The organism is Variovorax sp. FG153, from assembly GCF_057809595.1.
Genome location: NZ_JBMDKG010000031.1, coordinates 76,003 through 98,252, shown reverse-complemented (window position 1 = coordinate 98,252; position 22,250 = coordinate 76,003). Strand labels below are relative to the sequence as shown.

Here is a 22,250-nt window from a genome sequence, read left to right as displayed (position 1 = left end):
GCCAAGTCCGACGTCGCCATGCCCGCGGCCGCCAAGCTGCTGGCCGACAACAACCTCAAGACCAGCGACGTCGCCGGCACCGGCAAGGACGGCCGCGTGACCAAGGGCGACGTGCTCGGCGCCGTGGCCTCGGGTGCCACCGCCAAGGCCGCGCCCGCCGCGATCCCCGCGCCGGCCGCCAAGCCCGCGCTGCCGCAGGTCGCCGCGCCCACCAGCGCGCCGGACCTGGGCGAGCGCCCCGAGCAGCGCGTGCCGATGAGCCGCCTGCGCGCGCGCATCGCCGAGCGCCTGTTGCAGTCGCAGTCGACCAACGCCATCCTCACGACCTTCAACGAGGTCAACATGGCGCCCGTCATGGACCTGCGCAAGCGCTTCCAGGACACCTTCACCAAGGAACACGGCGTCAAGCTCGGCTTCATGAGCTTCTTCGTCAAGGCCGCGGTGCATGCACTCAAGAAGTACCCGGTGCTCAACGCCTCGGTCGACGGCAACGACATCCTGTACCACGGCTACTTCGACATCGGCATCGCCGTCGGTTCGCCGCGCGGCCTGGTGGTGCCGATCCTGCGCAATGCCGACCAGATGAGCTTCGCCGACATCGAGAAGAAGATCGCCGAGTACGGCAAGAAGGCCCAGGAAGGCAAGCTCGGCATCGAGGAGATGACCGGCGGCACCTTCTCGATCTCGAACGGCGGCACCTTCGGCTCGATGCTCTCGACCCCGATCATCAACCCGCCCCAGTCCGCGATCCTCGGCGTGCACGCCACCAAGGACCGCGCCGTGGTCGAGAACGGCCAGATCGTCATCCGCCCGATGAACTACCTGGCGATGAGCTACGACCACCGCATCATCGACGGCCGCGAAGCCGTGCTGGGCCTGGTCGCCATGAAGGAAGCGCTGGAAGATCCGTCGCGCCTCCTGTTCGACATCTGATCGGAGGCACGAACAGATGGCCAACAAACAATTCGACGTCATCGTCATCGGCGGCGGCCCCGGCGGCTACATCGCCGCCATCCGCGCGGCGCAGCTCGGCTTCAACGTCGCCTGCATCGACGAGTGGAAGAACGGCAAGGGCGGCCCGGCACCGGGCGGCACCTGCACCAACGTCGGCTGCATTCCCTCGAAGGCACTGCTGCAGTCGTCGGAGCACTACGAGCAGGCGAACCACCACTTCGCCGACCACGGCATCAAGGTCGAGGGCCTGGGCATTGACCTCGCCAAGATGCTGGCCCGCAAGGACCAGGTCGTGAAGCAGAACAACGACGGCATCCTGTACCTGTTCAAGAAGAACAAGATCAGCTTCTTCCACGGCCGTGGTTCGTTCGAGAAGTCCGGCGACGCCGGCTACGACATCAAGGTGGCCGGCGCCGCCGAGGAAACCATCACCGGCAAGCACATCATCGTCGCCACCGGCTCCACTGCCCGTGCGCTGCCCGGCGCGGCCTTCGACGAGGAGAACATCCTCTCGAACGACGGCGCCCTGCGCATCGGCGCGGTGCCGAAGAAGCTGGGCCTGATCGGCTCGGGCGTCATCGGCCTCGAGATGGGCTCGGTGTGGCGCCGCCTCGGCGCGGAAGTCACGGTGCTCGAGGCGCTGCCGACCTTCCTCGGCGCGGTCGACGAGCAGATCGCCAAGGAAGCCAAGAAGGCCTTCGACAAGCAGGGCCTGAAGATCGAGCTCGGCGTGAAGGTCGGCGAGATCAAGTCGGGCAAGAACGGCGTGAGCGTGGCCTGGACCAACGCCAAGGGCGAAGCCCAGACGCTCGAGGTCGACAAGCTGATCGTCTCGATCGGCCGCGTGCCCAACACCATCGGCCTGAACGCCGAGGCGGTGGGCCTGAAGCTCGACGAGCGCGGCGCCATCGCCGTGGACGACGACTGCAAGACCAGCCTGCCGAACGTGTGGGCGATCGGCGACGTGGTGCGCGGCCCGATGCTCGCGCACAAGGCGGAAGAAGAGGGCGTGGCCGTGGCCGAGCGCATTGCCGGCCAGCACGGACATGTCAACTTCAACACCGTGCCGTGGGTGATCTACACCAGCCCCGAGATCGCGTGGGTCGGCCAGACCGAGCAACAGCTCAAGGCCTCGGGCCGCGCCTACAAGGCCGGCACCTTCCCGTTCCTGGCCAACGGCCGCGCGCGCGCGCTCGGCGACACGACCGGCATGGTCAAGTTCCTGGCCGACGCGGCCACGGACGAGATCCTGGGCGTGCACATCGTCGGCCCGCAGGCCAGCGAATTGATCTCCGAAGCCGTGGTGGCGATGGAGTTCAAGGCCAGTGCCGAGGACATCGCGCGCATCTGCCACGCGCACCCCTCGCTGTCGGAAGCCACCAAGGAAGCCGCGCTCGCGGTCGACAAGCGCACGCTGAACTTCTGATCCAGCGGCGAGCACGCCGCGGGCGGCCCTTCGCGGGCCGCCCGCGGCCATTCAACCCTTGAGCACCCCCCTCCCTTGAGCGTCAAACAGGCTTACGAAGCGGAACTCGCGGCGCGCGGGTTCAAGAGCGATCCCGCGCAGATGCGGGCCGTCGAGGCGCTCGACCGCTGCGCCACGGAATGGGCGGCCTACAAGTCGCAGCGTTCCAACGCGCTGAAGAAGCTCATCAACCGGCCCGAGCTGCCGCGCGGCGTCTACATGTACGGTGGGGTGGGGCGCGGGAAGAGCTTCCTGATGGACCTCTTCTTCAATGCCGTGCCGCTGCGGCGCAAGACGCGCCTGCACTTCCACGAATTCATGCGCGAGGTGCACCGCGAGCTGCGCGAGCTGCAGGGCACCGTCAACCCGCTCGACGAGCTGGGCCTGCGCATCTCGAAGCGCTACAAGCTGATCTGCTTCGACGAGTTCCACGTCGCCGACATCACCGACGCGATGATCCTGCATCGCCTGCTGGTGGCGCTGTTCGAGAACGGCGTGGGCTTCGTCACCACTTCCAATTTCAAGCCCGACGACCTCTATCCCGGCGGGCTGCACCGCGACCGCATCCTGCCCGCCATCGAGCTGCTGAACCAGAAGCTCGAGGTGCTCAGCGTGGACAACGGCACCGACTACCGGCGCCGCACCATGGAGCAGCTGCGCATGTATCTCACGCCGAACGACGGCGAGACCGAGAAGGAGATGCGCAAGGCCTTCGAGAAGCTGGCCGAGACCGCCGACGAGAACCCCGTGCTGCACATCGAGTCGCGCGAGATCCGCGCGCGGCGCAAGGCCGGCGGCGTCGTCTGGTTCGACTTCAAGACGCTGTGCGGCGGGCCACGCTCGCAGAACGACTATCTCGAGATCGCGAGCCAGTTCCACACCGTGCTGCTGTCCGACGTGCCGCACATGCCGGTGCGCATGGCCTCGGAGGCGCGCCGCTTCACCTGGCTGGTCGACGTGCTGTACGACCGCCGCGTCAAGCTCATCATGTCGGCCGAGGTGCCGGCCGAGGCGTTGTACACCGAGGGGCCGCTGGCGCACGAGTTTCCGCGCACGGTCTCGCGGCTCAACGAGATGCAGTCGGCCGAATTCCTCGCGCTGGAACGCCGCATCGTCGACACTCGCCTCACATGAAGAAAACCCTCGTCCTTGCCCTGTGGATGCTGCTGGCCGGCCTGCCCGCCTGGGCCCAGTCCAACGCCGCCGCCGGCGCCGCCGACCTCGAGGCCGAGCGCAGCCGCCTGGCCTCCGAGCGCGCCGCCATCGAGGCGCGCTACCAGGGCGAACGCAAGGCCTGCTACGCCAAGTTCGCGGTCGAGGACTGCCTGCGCGACAGCCGCGCGCGCCGTCGTACCGAGACCGACCACATCAAGCGCCAGGAATCCTCGATCAACGACATCGAGCGCCAGCGCCGCGGCGCCGCCGAGCTGCGCAAGCTCGACGAGAAGAAGGCCACCGAGCGCCCGCAGGACTCCGCGCAGCAGCGCGAGCAGTCGATGCAGAACCAGCGCGAGCGCGAACAGCGTGCGGCCGACCATGCGCAGGGCCGTGCCGCGACGGCCGCCGAGGCGCCCGAGCGCCAGCGCCAGTTCGACCAGAAGCAGAGCAACCAGGCGGCCGAGCAGGCCAAGGCCGCGCAGCGCCGGGCCGAGGCGCCCGAGCAGGTCCAGCGCTACGAGGAAAAGCAGCGCAAGGCCGAGGAGCACCGCGCCAGCCGCGAGCGGCAGAACGCCAGCCGCACCAAGCCGCGTGGCGCGCCGCTGCCGCCGGCCGAACCGGCCGCGCCGAAGCCCTGAGCGCCGCGCGGCGGCCCGCGGGCCGCGGATCTCAGGCCGCCGGCAGCGGCTCGAGCTTGAGCACCGCGATCGAGATGTTGTCGCCGGTGCCATGCGCGCGGCGACGCGCCTCGCCCACCAGGATCTCTACCGCATCGCGCGGCGGCTGCGCATGCAGCACGCTCGCGAGCTCCTCGGGGGTGAAGTAGTGCCACAGGCCGTCGCTGCAGGCCATCAGCAGGTCGCCGGGCTGCATCCTCGGCACCTGGTCGGGCGCGATCGGCGGTGGTGTCGAGCGCATGCCCAGGCAGCCGAGCAGGATGTTGCCCTGCGGATGCACGTTGGCCTCGGCCTCGGTGATCTCGCCGCGGTCGATCAGCGTCTGCACGTACGAATGATCGCGCGTGCGCTTGATCAGCCGGCCGTCGTGGAAATGGTAGATGCGCGAATCGCCCGCATGGATCCAGGCGCAATCGCCGTTCGGGTTCATGAGAAAGGCCGCCAGCGTGCTGTGCGGTTCCTGCTCGCTCGACACGGCCGTGAGCTTGATCACCGTGTGCGCGTCCTCGAGCAGCTGGCGCAGCAGCGCCTCGGCCTGGTCGCGCGCGGGGTTGTAGCGCGCGAACAGCTGGCGCGCCGTCATCAGCACCTGGTCGGAGGCCTTGCGCCCGCCGCTGCGTCCGCCCATGCCGTCGGCCACCACGGCGAGCACGCAGCCCGGCGTGCGCGGATGCGCGATCAGCAGCACCTGGTCCTGCTGGTAGGGGCGGTCGCCCTTGTGCAGGCCGGTGGCGGCAACGAGTCGAAAGCCTTGGGTCATGAGCGCGAATGCGCCAATGCAGCGCCGCCTGTCTTCTCTGGAGTTCGTGTCACGACGTATTATCGAATGAACACGAGCCCGGGCCGCGCAGAAGATGCGCTCGCTCCTCCCACGTTGGATTCGAATCTCCACTCCCTTTCCCGCCAGCTGATCGAGCTGCGCATCGAGCATGCGGATCTCGATGCGTCCATCGACGGCCTGAGCGAGGTCGTGCCGCAGGACGAGCTGCTCCTGCGCCGCCTCAAGAAGCGCCGCCTCGCGCTGCGCGACCAGATCGTGCGGCTCGAGAACGCGATCGATCCGAAGGAGCCGGCATGAGTGCCGTGGGCCTGGAAGACACGCTCGCATCGAAGGTGCTCGAAGCTTTCTCCGAGGGCGGCGTGCTGTCGCGCGCGGCCGAGCAGTTCCGCGAACGCTCGGGCCAGACCGAGATGGCGATGGCCGTGGCACGCACCATCGAGCAGGGCGGCATGCTGGTGGTCGAGGCCGGCACCGGCGTCGGCAAGACCTTCTCGTACCTGGTGCCCGCGCTGCTGAGCGGCGAGCGCGTGCTGCTCTCGACCGCCACCAAGGCGCTGCAGGACCAGCTGTTCGGCCGCGACCTGCCGCGGCTGGTGGAGGCGCTGGGCCTGCCGGTGCGCACCGCGCTGCTCAAGGGCCGCGGCAGCTATCTCTGCCTGCATCGCCTCGACATGGCGCGCCACGATGCCTCGCTGCCGGAGCGCGGCAGCCTGCGCACGCTGGCGAAGATCGAGCAATGGTCCAAGGCCACGCGCACCGGCGACCTGGCCGAACTGCCGGGGCTCGACGAGCGCTCGCCGCTGATCCCGCTGGTGAGTTCCACGCGCGAGAACTGCCTGGGCGCGCAGTGCCCGCAGTTCAAGCCCTGCCACGTCAACCTCGCGCGGCGCGAGGCGCTGGCGGCCGACGTGGTGGTCATCAACCATCACCTGTTCTTCGCCGATCTCGCGGTGCGCGAGACCGGCATGGCCGAGCTGCTGCCGAGCGTCAGCGTGGTGGTGTTCGACGAGGCGCACCAGCTCAACGAGACCGGCGTGCAGTTCCTCGGCACCAACCTCGGCACCGGGCAGGCACTCGACTTCGCGCGCGACGTGCTCGCGGCCGGCCTCACGCATGCGCGCGGCCTGGTCGACTGGCAAGGCATCGTGGCCGGGCTCGAGCGCGCGGCGCGCGAGCTGCGGCTGGCGGTGGGCAAGCAGTGGCCGGGCGCGAAGCTGCGCTGGGCCGGGCCTTCGCCCGAGGGCATCGGCGAGCACGAATGGCAGGGCGCGCTCGACACGCTGCAGATCGCCTTCGAGGAAGCGGCCGAAGGGCTCGACACCGTGAGCGAGCTGTCGCCCGATTTCGTGCGGCTGCTCGAGCGCGCGCGCGAGCTCGCGAAGCGCGCCGCCAAGTTCGCGCGCGCCTGCGCGCCGGAGTCGGTGCGCTGGGTCGACGTGGGCACGCAGCTGCGGCTGGTGGAGTCGCCGCTCGATATCGCGGAGGCGATGCGCACGCGCGTGCTCAAGATCGCCAAGCCGCGCGACGACGAGGCGCCGGCGCCCGGCGCTCGCGAGGCCGTCGACGACTACGAGGCCTGGCTCGATGCGCAGGGCGGCGGCGATGACGATGACGAGGAGCCGTCGCGCGCGCACGAGCCCGAACCAGCGGCCGCCGAGCGCCGTCGCCGCGCCTGGGTCTTCACCTCCGCCACGCTGGGCGACGATCCCACGCTGCGCTGGTTCACCGAACCTTGCGGCCTTGAGGACGCGGAGGTGCTGCGCGTGCGCAGTCCCTTCGACTACGCCGCGCAGGCCGCGCTCTACGTGCCGCGCGCCTTCCCCAAGCCCAACGAGCCCTCGCACAGCCTGCGCGTGGCGCAACTGGCCGCGCGCGGCGCCGGCGCGCTCGGCGGCCGCACGCTGGTGCTGACCACCACGCTGCGCGCGCTGCGCACCGTGGGCGACGAGATCCGCCAGCAGATCGAGCGCCTGGGCATCGAGCGGCGGCCCGAGGTGCTGGTGCAGGGCGAACTGCCCAAGCGGGTGCTGATGGACCGCTTCCGCGAGGGCGACACGATGGGCCGGCCCGGCTGCGTGCTGGTGGCCTCGGCCTCGTTCTGGGAGGGTTTCGACGCCCCCGGCGATGCCTTGCAGCTGGTGGTGATCGACAAGCTGCCGTTCCCGCCGCCCAACGATCCGCTGGTCGAGGCGCGCTCGCAGCGGCTCGAGGCGCAGGGCCGCAGCTCGTTCGGCGACTACTCGCTGCCCGAGGCCGCGGTGGCGCTCAAGCAGGGGGCGGGGCGGTTGATCCGGCGCGAGACCGACAGCGGTGTGCTGGTGATCTGCGACACGCGCCTGGTCGCGATGGGCTATGGCCGGCGCCTGCTCGGTGCGCTGCCGCCGATGCGGCGGCTCGAGACCGAGGCCGATCTCGACGCGGCGATCGCGGACCTGAGCGTGCCGGTGCAGGACTGACGCGCGCGCAATGAAAAAGCCCGAGGGCTCGCGCCATCGGGCTTGGATGCGGGGTCAGCCGAGATGGCTGGCCGTTGCGATCACCACATCTTCCACCAGGGATCGTCCTTGGTCTTGAAGCCCTGGGTCAGGTAGGTGCTCTGCGGGTAGTTGGAGGTCAGCACGCGCTGCGCGTCGTCGCGCAGGTCGTTCATGCCGAGCGCGTCGTACGAGCGCACGATGATGTAGAGCGCTTCCTCGACGGCGGGCACTTCGCGGTAGTCGGCGATCGCGCTCTGGGCGCGGTTGATGGCCGCCAGGTAGGCGCCGCGCGAGTAGTAGTAGCGCGCCACGTGAACCTCGTACTGGGCGAGCGAGTTCACGATGTAGTTCATGCGCTGGCGCGCATCGGGCGTGTAGCGCGACTCGGGGAAGCGGGTGACCAGCTCCTTGAACGATTCGAACGATTCCTTGGCCGCCTTCTGGTCGCGCTCCGACAGGTCCTGGCGCGTGAGGAACGCGAACATGCCGAGGTCGTCGTTGAAGTTGATCACGCCCTTGAGGTACAGCGCGTAGTCGAGCGCGGGGCTGGCGGGGTGCAGTTTCAGGAAGCGGTCGATGGTGGAGACCGCGGCGGCCTTGTCGCCGCCCTTGTACTGGGCGTAGGCCTTCTCGAGCTGCGCCTGCTGCGCCAGCGGCGTGCCGGCGGCGCGGCCCTCGAGCTTCTCGTACAGCGGCACGGCCTTGTCGTAGGCGCCGGAACCGGCTTCGTCCTTGGCTTCCGCGTAGATCCGGTTGGGGCTCCAGGTCGCGGTCTTGTCGTCCTTGGTGCTCGAACAGCCGGCGAGCAGCGCGAGGGCGCTGAGCGCCATCCAGGCTGGGACCGATAATTTGGCGCGAATCATCACATGCGGCTTTCGTGAAACAGTTGCCCTCAATTATATCGACCGACCCCCGCGACAACTCCCCGGAGGCGGCCGAGCTCGACGAGGGCGCCGATCCGTCTGAAGCCAGCGAGTGGCGGGATTTCGTCGTCGACCCCGCGCAGCACGGACTGCGGCTGGATCGCGCGCTGGCCGCGTTGGTTCCCGAGTTCTCGCGCAGCTACCTGCAGCAGCTCATCGAAGCCGGCGCCGTCGAGCTGCAGGGCCGTGCCGCCACCAAGGCCTCGGCGGCCGTGCGGGCCGGGCAGGCGGGGCGCATCGAACTGCGCCCCACGCCGCAGAGCCAGGCCTTCCGGCCCGAGCCGATGGAGATCGTCACCGTCTACGAGGACGAGCACCTGCGCGTGATCGACAAGCCGGCCGGCCTGGTGGTGCATCCCGCCCCGGGCCACTGGAGCGGCACGCTGCTCAATGGCCTGCTCGCGCTCGATCCCAAGGCGCTGCTGCTGCCGCGCGCGGGCATCGTGCACCGCCTCGACCGCGACACCAGCGGGCTGATGATGGTCGCGCGCACCCGCGCCGCCATGGACGCGCTGGTGGCGCTGATCGCCGCGCGCGAGGTCAAGCGCCAGTACCTGGCGCTGGGCCACAAGCCCTGGACCGGCCCGGCCGCGCGCCAGGTCGACGCGGCCATCGGCCGCGACCCGCGCAACCGGCTGCGCATGGCGGTGGTCGACCTGCAGCAGCACGCCGGCAAGACCGCCCGCACCCTGATCGAGCGCCTGGACAGCGAGGAGCGCGGCTGCGTGGTGCGCTGCACCCTCGAGACCGGCCGCACGCACCAGATCCGCGTGCACATGGCATCGATCGGCCATCCGCTGGTGGGCGACACGCTCTATGGCGGCACGCCCGCCGCGGGCCTCGCGCGGCAGGCGCTGCACGCGTTCCGGCTGGCCTTCGTCCATCCGGTCACGCAGGCCCCGATCGCGCTGCATTCGCCCGTGCCGGCCGATCTCGCCGAGGCCTTGCGGGCCTGGGGGCTGGACTACAATCGCGCCTGACGGCCTCCAGGGCCGCCGCGCCGGCCGCTTGGTGCCGGCCCCGCGTTGCACTCGCCGCGTGCCGGCAACGCCTCCTTCCATCCTTCTGAACAAAAAAAGCGTCTCCTAAGACGCCTTTTCCCGGACAACGCGAACCATGAATACGGCGGATGCCAAGCGCATTCTCGAAACCGCCTTGATCTGTTCGAGCCAGCCGCTGCCGGTGCGCGAATTGCGCGTGCTGTTCGACGACGAACTGGGCGTGGACACGATCAAGTCGCTGCTCCTCGAGCTGCAGGAAGACTGGACGCAACGCGGCCTCGAGCTGGTCAGCGTGGGCAGTGGCTGGCGCTTCCAGAGCCGGCCCGAGATGCGCGACCACCTCGACCGCCTGCACCCCGAGAAACCGCCGCGCTACACCCGCGCGGCGCTCGAGACCCTGGCCATCATTGCCTACCGCCAGCCGGTCACGCGCGGCGACATGGAAGACATCCGCGGCGTCACCATCAACTCGCTGATCCTCAAGCAGCTCGAAGACCGCAACTGGGTCGAGGTGATCGGCCACCGCGAGACGGTGGGCCGCCCGGCGCTGTACGCGACCACGCGCCAGTTCCTCGACGACCTCGGCCTGGCCTCGCTGGACCAGCTCCCGGTGATCGAGACGCCGGCGCAGCAGGCTGCGCTGGTCGACTCGCTCGAGCGCGCGGGCGGCGGCGACCAGCCGGCGCTGCCGATCGACGAGCCGGCCGCCGAGGACGCCGCGGTTGCCGTGGCGGTGGAAGAGGCGCAGACTGTGCCCACCACCCCGGCAGAAGAACAACAGCCCGAAGTCCGGCAGGCGGTCGCGGACGAAGCGTCGCCCGGCATGGCTCCCGAGCCGGGCGATGCCGTCCCCCTCGACGAACGAGGCGAGGACGCCGAACCGCCAGCCCCCACGGAAGCCCAGGCTCCCGCCGATACCGAACCCACCGAAGAACCCCGCATCGATCCCGACGCTCCGCCGCCGGACGCGACCGATCCTGACGCAGTCCTCCCCGGAAAGACCTCATGAGCTCATCCGATCCCGACGAAGCGGCGATCCTGCCGATCGACCCCTTGTCCAATGAAAACACGCCGGAAACGACCGGCCAGTCCGCGGGTGATGCTGCGAAAACCGTAGCGACGGCGGAGGAGGGCGCGGCACCGAAGCGGCGTCCGCGGCGCAAGAAGGAGGCCGTGGAGGCCACCGAGGCGCCGGCCGTGGCCGAGCCTGAAGCGCCCGTGGCGGCCGCCGAGAGCGCCGAGGAGCCGCCCAAGCCCGCCAAGCCGAAGCGTCCGCGCAAGCCGAAGGCCGTGGCCGAGGCGCCCGCGGCCGAATCCGAGCCGCCCGCGCTCGAAGCGGCACCCGAGCCCGTCGTGGCGCCGGCGCCCGAGCCGGAACCCGAGCCCGCGCCCGCTCGTGCCGAGCCGGTGCGTGCCCAGTCGCGCGACGAGGAAGACTCGGACGACCGCTCCGACGACGACGAAGACGAGGAAGACCCCGACGACGAGGAGGACGACCTCGATCGCGCCCGCCGCGCCGCCGAGCGCGAGCAGCGCAACGCGCCGCCGCCCGAGCCGATCCGCTTCGCCGACGTGATCTCGGGCCAGTTCGACGCCGACGAGGACAGCCCCGAGGTGCCGCCGCTCAAGCGCGTGCTGCTGCCCGAGGCCGATTCGCCCAAGCTGCACAAGGTGCTCGCGCAGGCCGGGCTCGGCTCGCGCCTGGAGATGGAGCAACTGATCCTGCAGGGCCGCATCTCGGTCAACAACGAACCGGCCCACATCGGCCAGCGCATCCAGTACGGCGACCAGGTCAAGATCAACGGCAAGCCGATCCGCTACCGGATCGCGCCGCCGCCGCCGCGCGTGATCGCCTATCACAAGCCCGTGGGCGAGGTCGTCACGCACGACGACCCGCAGAACCGCCCGACCGTGTTCCGCAAGCTGCCGCGCCTGCACCAGGGCAAGTGGCAGTCGGTCGGCCGGCTCGACCTGAACACCGAGGGCCTGCTGCTGTTCAGCAGCTCGGGCGACCTGGCCAACCAGCTGATGCATCCGCGCTTCGGCCTGGAACGCGAGTACGCGGTGCGCGTGCTCGGCGCGCTCAGCACCGAGGAACGCCAGAAGCTGCTCGACGGCGTGCGCCTCGACGACGGCATGGCGCAGTTCGGCACCATCGAGGACGGCGGCGGCGAAGGCTCCAACTGCTGGTACCGCGTCACCATCTCCGAAGGCCGCAACCGCGAGGTGCGCCGGCTGTTCGAGTCGGTGGGCCATGCGGTCAGCCGGCTGATCCGCATCCGCTACGGCGCGATGGTGCTGCCGCGCGGCCTCAAGCGCGGCGCCTGGATGGAGCTCGACGAGCGCGACATCCGCGCGCTGTTTCAGGCCTCGGGCGGCGCGCCCGCGCGGCCGGGCCCGCAGCAGCAACGCGGCCAGGGCCAGGACGGCGGCGGTGGTCGCAACGGGCGCAACAAGAAGCGCCGCGGCGGCCGCAACGGTGGCGGTGCCCAGGCGCGCGACGACGGTCCGATCCCGAGCCCGATGGGCGAGGCGCGAGCGCCGCGCGGCCCGCGCAACAACCGCGGCCCGGGCGGCGGCAACGGCGGTCCGCCGCAGCAACAGCAGGGCCGGCGCAACAACAACGGCGGCAATCGCAACCGGCAGGGCGGCGACGACCGTCCGCCGAGCGGCGCCAACCAGCCCGATCCGATGAAGACCTCGCTCGGCTACATCGGCGCCGACAGCTTCACGCGGCAGCGCAAGGAACAACGCCAGGGCGGTTCCGGCCGCCGCGGCGGCGGGGGCGGAGGCGGTGGTTTCGGCGGGCAGGGCGGCGGCGGTGGCCGGCGCCGCGGACGCTGAACAAAACAGCCGCGCCCGCGCGGCCTTTCGCGGGGTTTTCACCAAGGTGGTGAATCCCGCCGGTTAAAATCGCGGGCTTTGTCGGGATACGGCGCAACAATATCGTTGCAGTTGTGACAAAAAACTTCAGAATCAAGCAAGCTCAGAAAGCACTTCCATGGCTATCGAACGTACCCTCTCCATCATCAAGCCCGACGCCGTCGCCAAGAACGTCATCGGCAAGATCGTTTCCCGCTTCGAGGCCGCCGGCCTGAAGATCGTGGCCGCCAAGCTGGTCCACCTCTCGCGCAACGAAGCCGAGCAGTTCTACGCCGTGCACAAGGAGCGTCCCTTCTTCAAGGACCTGGTCGAGTTCATGATCTCGGGCCCGGTGTTCGTGCAAGTGCTCGAAGGCGAGAACGCGATCGCCAAGAACCGTGACCTGATGGGCGCCACCGACCCGAAGAAGGCCGCCGCCGGCACCATCCGCGCCGACTTCGCCGACAGCATCGACGCCAACGCCGTGCACGGTTCGGACGCTCCCGAAACCGCCGCCAACGAAGTGGCGTTCTTCTTCGCCGGCCTCAACGTCTACGCACGCTGAAGCCGTATCTCGACCGAATCCATGACCACGGCCAACCTGCTCGATTTCGATCTCGAGGGGTTGGCTGCGTTCTGCGAAAAACTCGGCGAGAAGAAATTCCGCGCCACGCAGCTGTTCCGCTGGATCCACCAGCGTGGCGCCAGCGACTTCTCCCAGATGACCGATCTGGCCAAGTCGCTGCGCGAGAAGCTCGCGACGACCGCGCGCGTCGAGGCGCTGCCGGTCATCACCCAGCACGAATCCAAGGACGGCACGATCAAGTGGCTGTTCGACGTCGGTGACGGCAATGCCGTCGAAGCCGTCTTCATTCCCGAGGACGACCGCGGCACGCTGTGCGTGTCGTCCCAGGCCGGCTGCGCGGTCGGCTGCCGCTTCTGCTCGACCGGCCACCAGGGCTTCAGCCGCAACCTGAGCACGGGCGAGATCGTCGCCCAGCTGTGGTTCGCCGAGCACTTCCTGCGCAAGCACCTGAAGCGCGACGAGCGCGTCATCTCCAACGTGGTGATGATGGGCATGGGCGAGCCGCTGCAGAACTATTCGGCGCTGGTGCCCGCGCTGCGCACCATGCTCGACGACAACGGCTACGGCCTCTCGCGCCGCCGCGTCACGGTCTCGACCTCGGGTGTGGTGCCGATGATCGACCGCCTGGGCGCCGACTGCCCGGTGGCGCTCGCCGTCTCGCTGCACGCGCCCAACGATCCGCTGCGCGACGACCTGGTGCCGCTGAACCGCAAGTACCCGATCGCCGAGCTGCTCGAGGCCTGCAAGCGCTACCTCGCGCACGCGCCGCGCGACTTCATCACCTTCGAGTACTGCATGCTCGACGGCGTCAACGACCAGCCCGAACATGCGCGCCAGCTCATCGAGCTGGTGCGCACGCACGGCGTGTCGTGCAAGTTCAACCTGATCCCGTTCAACCCGTTCCCGGCCTCGGGCCTGCTGCGCTCGCCGCAGCCGCGCGTGCTGGCCTTCGCGAAGATGCTGAGCGAAGCCGGCCTGGTGACCACGGTGCGCAAGACGCGCGGCGACGACATCGACGCCGCCTGCGGCCAACTGGCCGGCGACGTCAAGGACCGCACCCGCGCGGCCGAGCGCATGGCGCAGCGCCGCCTGGCGTCGTCCGCCTCGGGAACGGAGCGAACGGTCGTGTTGCATCCGGTCCGCAAGACCGCCTCCACCGCCTCCCAGGAGCATTGAACCGATGAGCATGGCTTTTCCGACGGCGAGCGCCGGGCTGCAACGCGTGCTGGCCGCCAGTGTCGCGGGCATCGTGGCGCTGCTGCTCTCGGGGTGCGTGAACACCCGCACCACGACCACCAGCCTCGATTCGGCCAGTTCGCCCTCGGGCGCCCAGCTCGTCACCGAGTCGGACGAGTCGAATGCGCGCCGTCGCGCCCGCCTGCGCATGGAGCTCGCGGCCGGCTATTTCGAGCATGGCCAGAACACCGTGGCGCTCGACGAGATCAAGCAGGCGCTCAACGCCGATCCCAACTACGCCGATGCCTTCGCGCTGCGCGGGCTGGTCTACATGCGCATGGAAGACGCCGGCCTGGCCGAGGACAGCTTCCGCCGCGCGCTGGCGCTCAATCCGCGCGACGGCAACACGCGCCACAACTACGGCTGGCTGCTGTGCCAGCAGAACCGCTACCGCGACGCGGCCCAGCAATTCACCGAGGCGCTGGCCACGCCGGCCTATACCGAACGCGCCAAGACGCTGATGACGCAGGGCCTGTGCGAGATGCGCGCGGGCCAGCCCGTCGAGGCCGAGCGCTCGCTGCAGGCGGCCTATGAGATCGATGCCGGCAATCCGGTGGTCGGCTTCAACCTCGCCTCGCTGCTCGCGAAGCGCGGGGAATGGTCGCGCGCGCAGTTCTACGTGCGCCGCGTCAACAACGGTCCCTCGGCCAACGCCGAAACCCTGTGGCTGGGGATCAAGATCGAGCGCAGTCTCAACAACCGCGAGGCGGTCGCGCAGCTGGGCGGGCAGCTGCAGCGCCGCTTCCCGCAGTCGCGCGAAGCTTCGGCGTTCGAGCGCGGGAATTTCAATGACTGAACGGGTTTCCGAATTCGGCACTTCCGCGGCGGTCCCGCTCGAAGAAGCCGACAACAGCGACAAGTCCGCCGGCACCATGCTGCGCGAGGCACGCGAGGCGCACGGCCTGCACATCGAGATGGTCGCGGCCGCGCTCAAGGTGCCGGCGCAGAAGCTGCTGGCGCTCGAGGCCGACGACATCGCCGCCTTGCCCGATCCGGTGTTCGCGCGCGCGCTGGCCAGCAGCGTCTGCCGCGCGCTGCGCGTCGATCCGGCGCCGGTGCTCGCCAAGCTGCCGGGTGCGCCCAAGGCCGCGGTGGCGATGGCCGACCGCAATTTGAAGACCCACATCGTCTCGGGCACCTCGCGCTGGGGCAGCGGCCGTTCGGCCGGGCTGCCGTCGCGCGCGCTGCTGACCGTGGTCGCGTTGCTGCTGGTCGGCGCGGCCGCGATCTTCTGGCTGCCGCAGTCGGTGTTCGACCGCATCGGTGCCGCGGTGTCGCGCATCACGGCGCGCGGCGCGGCCGAAATCGGCCCCAACGCCGGAGAGCCTCCCGCGGCCAGCGGCGGCACGCCGGGCGTCGCGACCGAGAACGTGCCGGTTCCGGCCGCGGCGGTCGGCGCCGTCCCGCCCGCGGTCGTGCCGGCTCCCGCGGCGCCGGTCGCGGCAGTGCTCGCGGCCACGCCGCCGGCGGCGGCCGCATCCGCCGCCGCCGCGAGCGGCCAGGCGCTGGTCTTCGTGGCGCGCGAGGAATGCTGGATCACCGTGACCGACGCGGCGGGCAAGCAGTTGCTGCGGCGCAGCCTGCTGGCCGGCGAGACGGTCGGGCTGTCGGGGGCGCTGCCGCTCTCGGTGGTGGTCGGGCGCGCGTCGAGCGTCGACGTGCAGGTGCTCGGCAAGCCCTTCGATCTCAAACCCTTCACGCGCAACGGCGGCGTTGCGCGCTTCGAGGTGAAATCGTGAGCGAACCCCAGCCGATCGAATCCGCGGCGCCCAAGGCGCGCCGCTCGCGCCAGGCCCGCGTGGTCTGGGGGCCGCGCGTGGTCACGGTCGGCGGCGATGCACCGGTGCGCGTGCAGTCGATGACCAACACCGACACCGTCGACGCGATCGGCACCGCGATCCAGGTCAAGGAGCTGGCCCAGGCCGGCTCCGAAATGGTCCGCATCACGGTCAACACGCCCGAGGCGGCGGCGCAGGTGCCCTACATCCGCGAGCAGCTCGACCGCATGGGCATCGACGTGCCGCTGGTCGGCGACTTCCACTACAACGGCCACCGGCTGCTGACCGAGTACCCGGCCTGCGCCGAGGCGCTGAGCAAGTACCGCATCAACCCCGGCAACGTGGGCAAGGGCGACAAGAAGGACCGGCAGTTCGGCCAGATGATCGACGCGGCCATGCGCTGGAACAAGCCGGTGCGCATCGGCGTGAACTGGGGCAGCCTCGACCAGGAGCTGCTGGCCAGCCTGATGGACGCCAACAGCCAGCGCGCGCAGCCCTGGGACGCCAGGCAGGTCATGTACGAAGCGCTGATCACCTCGGCCATCGAATCCGCCAGGCTGGCCGAATCCATGGGCATGGCCGGCGAGCAGATCATCCTGTCGTGCAAGGTCAGCGGCGTGCAGGACCTGATCTCGGTCTACCGCGAACTCGCGCGGCGCTGCGACTATCCGCTGCACCTGGGCCTGACCGAGGCCGGCATGGGCACCAAGGGCACGGTGGCCTCGGCCACCGCGCTGTCGATCCTGCTGCAGGAAGGCATCGGCGACACCATCCGCGTGTCGCTCACGCCGCAGCCGGGCGAGTCGCGCACGCAGGAGGTGGTGATCGCCTCCGAGATCCTGCAGTCGCTGGGCCTGCGCATCTTCGTGCCGAGCGTCACCGCCTGCCCGGGATGCGGGCGCACCACCAGCACCACCTTCCAGGAACTGGCCAAGCAGATCGACGACTACCTGCGCCTGCAGATGCCGGTCTGGCGCAAGAAATACCCGGGCGTCGAGACGATGAAGGTGGCCGTGATGGGCTGCATCGTCAACGGCCCCGGCGAGAGCAAGCACGCGGACATCGGCATCAGCCTGCCCGGCACCGGCGAGGCGCCCGCCGCGCCGGTCTTCATCGACGGCGAAAAGGCCCTCACGCTGCGCGGCGACAATATCGCCAACGAGTTCCACCAGCTCGTCGAAACCTACATCGAAAAGCGCTTCGGCCAGCCCCAGGCTGCCGACGTCGCCTGACCACTCCTCTCCCATGGCTGACAAGATCAATGCCGTCAAAGGCATGAACGACATATTGCCGGCGAGCGTGCCGCGCACCGACCGCCTGCCCGACTCGGCCCTGTGGTCGTGGTTCGAGCAGACGGTGCGCTCGCTGCTCGCGCGCTACGGCTACCAGTACATCGTCACGCCGGTGGTCGAGCCCACGGCGCTGTTCGTGCGCGGCCTCGGCGAGGTGACCGACATCGTCGAGAAGGAGATGTACTCCTTCACCGACTCGATGAACGGCGACAGGCTCACGCTGCGCCCCGAGGCCACGGCCGGCATCGTGCGCGCCATGGTCGAGCACAACGCGCTCTACAACGGCCCGCTGCGGCTGTGGACCCTGGGCCCGATGTTCCGCCACGAGCGGCCGCAGAAGGGCCGCTACCGCCAGTTCCACCAGCTCGACGTCGAGGCGCTGGGCTTCGCGGGCCCGGACGTGGATGCCGAGCTGATCCTCATGGTGCGCGCGCTGTGGCGCGAGCTCGGGCTGCTCGAGGGCCAGCACGTGCGGCTCGAGCTCAACAGCCTGGGCCAGCCGGCCGAGCGCCAGGCGCATCGCGAGGCGCTGATCCGCCACTTCGAGGCGCATGCCGAGCTGCTCGACGCCGACGCGCAGCGCCGCCTGCACAGCAATCCGCTGCGCATCCTCGACACCAAGAATCCCGCCATGCAGGCGATGGTCGAGGCGGCGCCGCAGCTGATGGACTTCCTCGGCGAGGAGTCGCGCGCGCACTTCGCCGCGGTGCGCGCGGTGCTCGATGCCGCGGGCCTGGCCTACCGCGTCAACCCGCGCCTGGTGCGCGGCATGGACTACTACAACCTCACCGTGTTCGAGTGGGTCACCGACCAGCTCGGCTCGCAGGGCACGGTGTGCGGCGGCGGCCGCTACGACGGCCTCATCGGCCAGATGGGCGGCAAGCCCGCGCCGGCCGTGGGTTTCGGCCTGGGCATCGAGCGGCTGCTGCTGCTGATCCAGGAACTCGGCCTGCCGGTGCCGGGCAGCGCGCCCGCGGCCTATGCCATCGTGCCCGCGGCCGCGGCACTGCCGCAGGCGATGGTGGTGCTCGAGCAGTTGCGCGCGGCCGGCGTGGCCGTGGTGCAGCACGCGGGCGGCGGCGGCATGAAGGCGCAGTTCAAGAAGGCCGATGCGAGCGGCGCGCGCTATGCGCTGATCTTCGGCGAGGACGAACTGGCGCGCGGCGAAGTCACCGTGAAATCCTTGCGCGACGGCAGCGGTTCGCAGGTGGCCCGCCCGCTCGCGGACGTGGCCGGCTGGGCCGCCACCCTACAATCGCCGGCTCCCGGGGAATCATCGGCCCGTACTTGAGTCTTTCAGCCTAACGGAGGCGGATCATGAAAACACACGGGCGCACCCGGCGCACCGCGGCCTCGAGTCCTTCCAACCACTGACAGCGCATGGCAACCCATCTCGATCTCGAAGAACAGGAACAGCTCGACCAGCTCAAGCATTTCTGGAACACCTACGGCACCCTGATCACCTGGGTCGTGCTGCTCGTCGCCGGTGCCTTCGTGGCCTGGAACGGCTGGCAGTACTTCCAGCGCAGCAAGGCGGCCCAGGCGGCGGCGCTGTACGACGAGGTCGAGCGCAGCGCCCAGTCGGGCGATGCCGCCCGCATCGAGCGCGTGTTCAACGACATGAAGGAACGCTTCGCTGGCACCGCCTATGCGCAGCAGGCCGGCCTGCTGGCTGCCAAGACGCTCTACGACAAGGGCAATGCCGAAGCCTCGCGCGCCGCGCTCGGCTGGGTGGCCGACAAGGCCACCGACCCCGGCTACCAGGCCATCGCCAAGCTGCGCCTCGCGGCCGAACTGCTCGACGCGAAGTCCTACGACGACGCGCTCAAGCAGCTCTCGGGCAACGTGCCGAAGGAATTCGAGCCGCTGGTGGCCGACCGCAAGGGCGACATCTACCTGGCCCAGGGCAAGCGCGACGAGGCGCAGGCCGAGTACCGCAAGGCCTGGACCGGCCTCGGCGCCGCCTCCGAATATCGCCGGCTGGTCGAATTCAAGCTCAATGCGGTCGGCGTCGACCCCAGGAGCCTGGCGCCCGCCATCACCGTCACTCCCGCAGTTCCTGCCAAATCCTGATCGCCCGCCATCATGAATTTCATGCGTTTCATGCCTGAATCGACCGCCGTGCGCGCGGGGTCCGCTCTTGTCCTGGTCGCGGTCCTGGCCGCCTGCTCGGGCACTTCCAAGCCGAAGCCGGCCGAACTGCCGACCAATGCCTCGCTGATCGGCGTGCGCCAGGCCTGGAGCGTGAAGATCCCGGCGGTCAAGTTCCCGCTCACCACCGACATCAGCGGCGACATCGTGACCGTGGCCGCGGCCGACGGCACCGTGGTCGGCATCGACGCCCGCGCGGGCCGCGAGACCTGGCGCGCCAGCGTCGGCGCGCCGCTGGCGGCGGGCGTGGGCAGCGACGGTTCGATCACCGCCGTGGTCACCACCGGCAACGAGCTGGTCGCGCTGCAGGGCGGCAAGGTGATCTGGAAGCAGCGCCTCACGGCCCAGGCCTTCACCGCGCCGCTGGTGGCCGGTCGCCGCGTCTTCGTGCAGACCGCCGACCGCAACCTCAGTGCCTGGGACGGCGAGAGCGGCCGTCGCCTCTGGTCGCAGCAGCGCACCGGCGAGAACCTCGTGCTCAAGAAGCCGGGCGTGCTGCTGGCCGTCGGCGACACCCTGGTGGCCGGCATCGGCGGCCGCCTCGCGGGCATCAATCCGGCCAACGGCACCTCGCGCTGGGAATCGCCGATCGCGGCCCCGCGCGGCACCAACGACGTCGAGCGCCTGGTCGACCTGACCGGCAGCGTGAGCCGCGTGGGCGACACCGTCTGCGCGCGCGCCTACTACGCCAGCGTCGGCTGCGTCGACACGCTGCGCGGCGCGCTGGTCTGGAGCAAGCCGGCGTCGGGCGCCGAAGGCCTGGGCGGCGACGACGGTTTCGTCTACGGCACCGAGGCCGACGGCAGCGTCACCGCCTGGCGCCGCGCCGACGGCGAACGCGCCTGGCAGACCACCACCTTCAAGAACCGCACGCTGACCGCGCCGCTGGCCGTGGGCCGCTCGCTGGTCATCGGCGAGAGCACCGGCCTGCTGCTGTTCGTCTCGCGCGAAAACGGCGGCCTGCTGAACCGCACCACGCCCGATGGCTCGGCCATCGCGGCCACGCCCGTGGTCGTGGGCAACACGGTGGTCGTCGTCACGGCCAACGGCGGTGTCTTCGGCTACCGTCCCGACTGATCTTTGCTGCAGGGCATGGCCATGAATTGCGAATCCGCGAAGGAGCGGCCATGAAACCCGTCATGGCCCTGGTGGGCCGTCCCAACGTCGGCAAGTCCACGCTGTTCAACCGGCTGACCCAGTCGCGCGACGCCATCGTGGCGGACTTCGCCGGGCTGACGCGCGACCGCCACTACGGCAACGGCCGGCTGGGCAAGCACGAATTCATCGTCATCGACACCGGCGGCTTCGAACCCGACGCGGGCAGCGGCATCTTCAAGGAGATGGCCAAGCAGACGCGCCAGGCCGTGGCCGAGGCCGACGTCGTGGTGTTCGTGGTCGATGCCCGCGAGGGACTGTCGGCGCAGGACCACGACATCGCCAACGAGCTGCGCCGGCTGGGCAAGCCCTGCATCCTGGTGGCCAACAAGTCCGAGGGCATGCGCGACGGCGCCAAGCTGGTCGATTTCTACGAGTTGGGCCTGGGCGAGGTGCACGGCGTTTCAGCCGCGCACGGGCAGGGCATCCGCAGCCTGGTCGAGCTGGCGCTCGAATCGCTGAACCTGCCCGAACCCGAGGACGACGAGGATGGCGAGGACGACGTCAACAAGCCGATCAAGCTCGCGGTGGCGGGGCGGCCGAACGTCGGCAAGTCCACGCTGATCAACACCTGGCTCGGCGAGGAGCGGCTGGTCGCCTTCGACATGCCCGGCACCACGCGCGACGCGATCTCGGTGCCCTTCGAGCGCAACGGCCAGCGCTTCGAGCTGATCGACACCGCCGGCTTGCGCCGCAAGGGCAGGGTGTTCGAGGCGATCGAGAAGTTCTCGGTGGTCAAGACGCTGCAGGCCATCGAGTCGGCCAATGTCGTGCTGCTGCTGCTCGACGCCACCCAGGGCGTGACCGACCAGGACGCCCACATCGCGGGCTACATCCTCGAGAGCGGCCGCGCGGTGGTGATCGCCATCAACAAGTGGGACGCGGTCGACAGCTACCAGCGCGAGCAGATCCAGCGCCAGATCGAGACCCGGCTGGTGTTCCTCAAGTTCGCGGCGCTGCATTTCATCTCGGCCATCAAGCGCCAGGGCCTGGGACCGTTGTGGCAGGCCATTGCGCAGGCCCACAAGTCGGCCACGCGCAAGATGTCGACGCCGGTGCTGACCCGGCTCTTGCTCGAGGCGGTGCAATTCCAGACGCCCAAGCGCACCGGCATGTTCCGGCCCAAGCTGCGCTATGCGCACCAGGGCGGCATGAATCCGCCGCTGATCGTGATCCACGGCAATTCGCTCGAGCACGTGACCGATGCCTACAAGCGCTTTCTAGAAGGGCGCTTCCGCAAGGAATTCGACCTGGTGGGAACGCCATTGCGGATCGAATTCAAGAGCTCCCACAATCCTTACGCCGACAAGGACGAGTGAGCCTTGGGCGCCGTTGGCGGCCGTTGAGCGGGCGTCGCGGCGGAAGTTCCGTCTTTTGAGAACCGTTATTTTTCAAAGGCTTTTGGCGCGGAATGCTGCAGCGCGGGAGGCCTGTGTTAAGGTCCCTTTTCCAACAACTACTCTTGAACACGGAGAATATCGTGAGCAATAAAGGGCAACTTCTACAAGACCCGTTTCTGAACACACTGCGTCGCGAGCATGTGCCGGTTTCCATTTATTTGGTGAACGGTATCAAGCTGCAGGGTCAGATCGAGTCTTTCGACCAGTACGTCGTGCTGCTTCGCAACACGGTGACACAGATGGTCTACAAGCACGCCATTTCCACCATCGTGCCGGGTCGTGCCGTCAACTTCTCGGCCAACGAGAACGACGACGCCGCAGCCTGATCGGCGCGGAGCGCGGCGGTGTCAAACC

Annotated in this window: 21 protein-coding genes; 19 read left to right on the top strand and 2 right to left on the bottom strand. The window is 69.5% G+C overall.

Annotated elements, in window-relative coordinates; all coding sequences use genetic code 11:
• From odhB to ACODT0_RS28025, 4 genes are all read left to right on the top strand, one after another.
• Positions 1-933: 2-oxoglutarate dehydrogenase complex dihydrolipoyllysine-residue succinyltransferase (gene odhB, locus ACODT0_RS28040; protein ID WP_489042829.1), on the top strand; the 933-nt coding region annotated here is incomplete at its 5' end.
• A gap of 16 nt (positions 934-949) precedes the next feature.
• The gene (lpdA, locus tag ACODT0_RS28035) at positions 950-2,380 is read left to right on the top strand and encodes a dihydrolipoyl dehydrogenase (RefSeq protein WP_489042828.1); all 1,431 of its coding nucleotides are present in this window, start codon (positions 950-952) and stop codon (positions 2,378-2,380) included.
• A gap of 75 nt (positions 2,381-2,455) precedes the next feature.
• A complete protein-coding gene (zapE, locus tag ACODT0_RS28030) occupies positions 2,456-3,553 on the top strand; it encodes a cell division protein ZapE (RefSeq protein ID WP_057597455.1) in 1,098 nt (365 codons plus the stop codon).
• Positions 3,550-4,215, top strand: coding sequence for a hypothetical protein (locus tag ACODT0_RS28025; protein ID WP_057597454.1), 666 nt, complete (start codon positions 3,550-3,552; stop codon positions 4,213-4,215). Before zapE ends, ACODT0_RS28025 begins: the two co-directional genes overlap by 4 nt.
• Positions 4,216-4,246: 31 nt before the next feature.
• Here ACODT0_RS28025 and ACODT0_RS28020 read toward each other — a convergent pair whose 3' ends face one another.
• On the bottom strand, positions 4,247-5,014 hold the full coding sequence (locus tag ACODT0_RS28020) for a PP2C family protein-serine/threonine phosphatase (protein ID WP_261210920.1): 768 nt from the start codon (positions 5,012-5,014) through the stop codon (positions 4,247-4,249).
• 114 nt (positions 5,015-5,128) lie between these two features.
• Between ACODT0_RS28020 and ACODT0_RS28015 the strand changes: the two genes are divergently transcribed.
• Positions 5,129-5,332: a YdcH family protein gene (locus tag ACODT0_RS28015; RefSeq protein ID WP_057597458.1), complete on the top strand. Its 204-nt coding sequence runs from the start codon at positions 5,129-5,131 to the stop codon at positions 5,330-5,332.
• The gene (locus tag ACODT0_RS28010; RefSeq protein WP_261210919.1) at positions 5,329-7,491 is read left to right on the top strand and encodes an ATP-dependent DNA helicase; all 2,163 of its coding nucleotides are present in this window, start codon (positions 5,329-5,331) and stop codon (positions 7,489-7,491) included. The genes ACODT0_RS28015 and ACODT0_RS28010 overlap by 4 nt, the downstream gene beginning before the upstream one ends.
• Before the next feature lie 80 nt (positions 7,492-7,571).
• Here the strand turns inward: ACODT0_RS28010 and ACODT0_RS28005 are convergent, their stop codons facing one another.
• Positions 7,572-8,375 carry an outer membrane protein assembly factor BamD gene (locus ACODT0_RS28005; RefSeq protein WP_057597452.1) on the bottom strand — a complete coding sequence of 268 codons (804 nt, stop codon included), beginning with the start codon at positions 8,373-8,375 and terminating at the stop codon, positions 7,572-7,574.
• Between the two features lie 14 nt (positions 8,376-8,389).
• Here ACODT0_RS28005 and ACODT0_RS28000 point away from each other — a divergent pair, with 14 nt between their 5' ends.
• From ACODT0_RS28000 to hfq, 13 genes are all read left to right on the top strand, one after another.
• The gene (locus ACODT0_RS28000) at positions 8,390-9,415 is read left to right on the top strand and encodes an RluA family pseudouridine synthase (protein ID WP_057597451.1); all 1,026 of its coding nucleotides are present in this window, start codon (positions 8,390-8,392) and stop codon (positions 9,413-9,415) included.
• A gap of 136 nt (positions 9,416-9,551) precedes the next feature.
• Complete coding sequence (gene scpB, locus ACODT0_RS27995) at positions 9,552-10,445, top strand: SMC-Scp complex subunit ScpB (RefSeq protein WP_413763799.1); 894 nt, start codon at positions 9,552-9,554, stop codon at positions 10,443-10,445.
• Complete coding sequence (locus tag ACODT0_RS27990) at positions 10,442-12,280, top strand: pseudouridine synthase (RefSeq protein ID WP_489042827.1); 1,839 nt, start codon at positions 10,442-10,444, stop codon at positions 12,278-12,280. Before scpB ends, ACODT0_RS27990 begins: the two co-directional genes overlap by 4 nt.
• 157 nt (positions 12,281-12,437) lie before the next feature.
• Positions 12,438-12,863 (top strand): nucleoside-diphosphate kinase, encoded by a 426-nt coding sequence (gene ndk, locus ACODT0_RS27985; RefSeq protein WP_019653122.1) that lies wholly within the window; start codon positions 12,438-12,440, stop codon positions 12,861-12,863.
• 21 nt (positions 12,864-12,884) lie between these two features.
• Positions 12,885-14,060: a dual-specificity RNA methyltransferase RlmN gene (gene rlmN, locus ACODT0_RS27980; protein ID WP_057594713.1), complete on the top strand. Its 1,176-nt coding sequence runs from the start codon at positions 12,885-12,887 to the stop codon at positions 14,058-14,060.
• 4 nt (positions 14,061-14,064) lie between these two features.
• Positions 14,065-14,916, top strand: a complete 852-nt coding sequence (pilW, locus tag ACODT0_RS27975; protein WP_489042826.1) for a type IV pilus biogenesis/stability protein PilW — start codon at positions 14,065-14,067, stop codon at positions 14,914-14,916.
• A complete protein-coding gene (locus ACODT0_RS27970) occupies positions 14,909-15,859 on the top strand; it encodes a helix-turn-helix domain-containing protein (protein WP_489042825.1) in 951 nt (316 codons plus the stop codon). Before pilW ends, ACODT0_RS27970 begins: the two co-directional genes overlap by 8 nt.
• A gap of 14 nt (positions 15,860-15,873) precedes the next feature.
• Positions 15,874-17,130, top strand: a complete 1,257-nt coding sequence (gene ispG, locus ACODT0_RS27965) for a flavodoxin-dependent (E)-4-hydroxy-3-methylbut-2-enyl-diphosphate synthase (RefSeq protein ID WP_413764554.1) — start codon at positions 15,874-15,876, stop codon at positions 17,128-17,130.
• A gap of 13 nt (positions 17,131-17,143) precedes the next feature.
• Positions 17,144-18,481, top strand: coding sequence for a histidine--tRNA ligase (gene hisS / locus ACODT0_RS27960; RefSeq protein WP_261210913.1), 1,338 nt, complete (start codon positions 17,144-17,146; stop codon positions 18,479-18,481).
• Between the two features lie 89 nt (positions 18,482-18,570).
• A complete protein-coding gene (locus ACODT0_RS27955) occupies positions 18,571-19,263 on the top strand; it encodes a YfgM family protein (protein ID WP_057594717.1) in 693 nt (230 codons plus the stop codon).
• A gap of 12 nt (positions 19,264-19,275) precedes the next feature.
• Positions 19,276-20,418 carry an outer membrane protein assembly factor BamB gene (bamB, locus tag ACODT0_RS27950; RefSeq protein ID WP_057594718.1) on the top strand — a complete coding sequence of 381 codons (1,143 nt, stop codon included), beginning with the start codon at positions 19,276-19,278 and terminating at the stop codon, positions 20,416-20,418.
• Between the two features lie 50 nt (positions 20,419-20,468).
• Positions 20,469-21,815 carry a ribosome biogenesis GTPase Der gene (der, locus tag ACODT0_RS27945; RefSeq protein WP_057594719.1) on the top strand — a complete coding sequence of 449 codons (1,347 nt, stop codon included), beginning with the start codon at positions 20,469-20,471 and terminating at the stop codon, positions 21,813-21,815.
• Positions 21,816-21,976: 161 nt separating this feature from the next.
• Entirely contained in the window at positions 21,977-22,222 is a 246-nt protein-coding gene (gene hfq, locus ACODT0_RS27940) for an RNA chaperone Hfq (protein WP_056582504.1), read from the top strand.
• Positions 22,223-22,250 lie beyond the last annotated feature (28 nt).

Coding starts and splice junctions, on each gene's coding strand:
- lpdA (WP_489042828.1), top strand. CDS start 950: ATGGCCAACAAACAATTCGACGTCATCGTCATCGGCGGCGGCCCCGGC.
- ACODT0_RS28025 (WP_057597454.1), top strand. CDS start 3,550: ATGAAGAAAACCCTCGTCCTTGCCCTGTGGATGCTGCTGGCCGGCCTG.
- ACODT0_RS28020 (WP_261210920.1), bottom strand. CDS start 5,014: ATGACCCAAGGCTTTCGACTCGTTGCCGCCACCGGCCTGCACAAGGGC.
- ACODT0_RS28010 (WP_261210919.1), top strand. CDS start 5,329: ATGAGTGCCGTGGGCCTGGAAGACACGCTCGCATCGAAGGTGCTCGAA.
- ACODT0_RS28005 (WP_057597452.1), bottom strand. CDS start 8,375: ATGATTCGCGCCAAATTATCGGTCCCAGCCTGGATGGCGCTCAGCGCC.
- scpB (WP_413763799.1), top strand. CDS start 9,552: ATGAATACGGCGGATGCCAAGCGCATTCTCGAAACCGCCTTGATCTGT.
- ACODT0_RS27990 (WP_489042827.1), top strand. CDS start 10,442: ATGAGCTCATCCGATCCCGACGAAGCGGCGATCCTGCCGATCGACCCC.
- ndk (WP_019653122.1), top strand. CDS start 12,438: ATGGCTATCGAACGTACCCTCTCCATCATCAAGCCCGACGCCGTCGCC.
- rlmN (WP_057594713.1), top strand. CDS start 12,885: ATGACCACGGCCAACCTGCTCGATTTCGATCTCGAGGGGTTGGCTGCG.
- pilW (WP_489042826.1), top strand. CDS start 14,065: ATGAGCATGGCTTTTCCGACGGCGAGCGCCGGGCTGCAACGCGTGCTG.
- ACODT0_RS27970 (WP_489042825.1), top strand. CDS start 14,909: ATGACTGAACGGGTTTCCGAATTCGGCACTTCCGCGGCGGTCCCGCTC.
- hisS (WP_261210913.1), top strand. CDS start 17,144: ATGGCTGACAAGATCAATGCCGTCAAAGGCATGAACGACATATTGCCG.
- ACODT0_RS27955 (WP_057594717.1), top strand. CDS start 18,571: ATGGCAACCCATCTCGATCTCGAAGAACAGGAACAGCTCGACCAGCTC.
- bamB (WP_057594718.1), top strand. CDS start 19,276: ATGAATTTCATGCGTTTCATGCCTGAATCGACCGCCGTGCGCGCGGGG.
- der (WP_057594719.1), top strand. CDS start 20,469: ATGAAACCCGTCATGGCCCTGGTGGGCCGTCCCAACGTCGGCAAGTCC.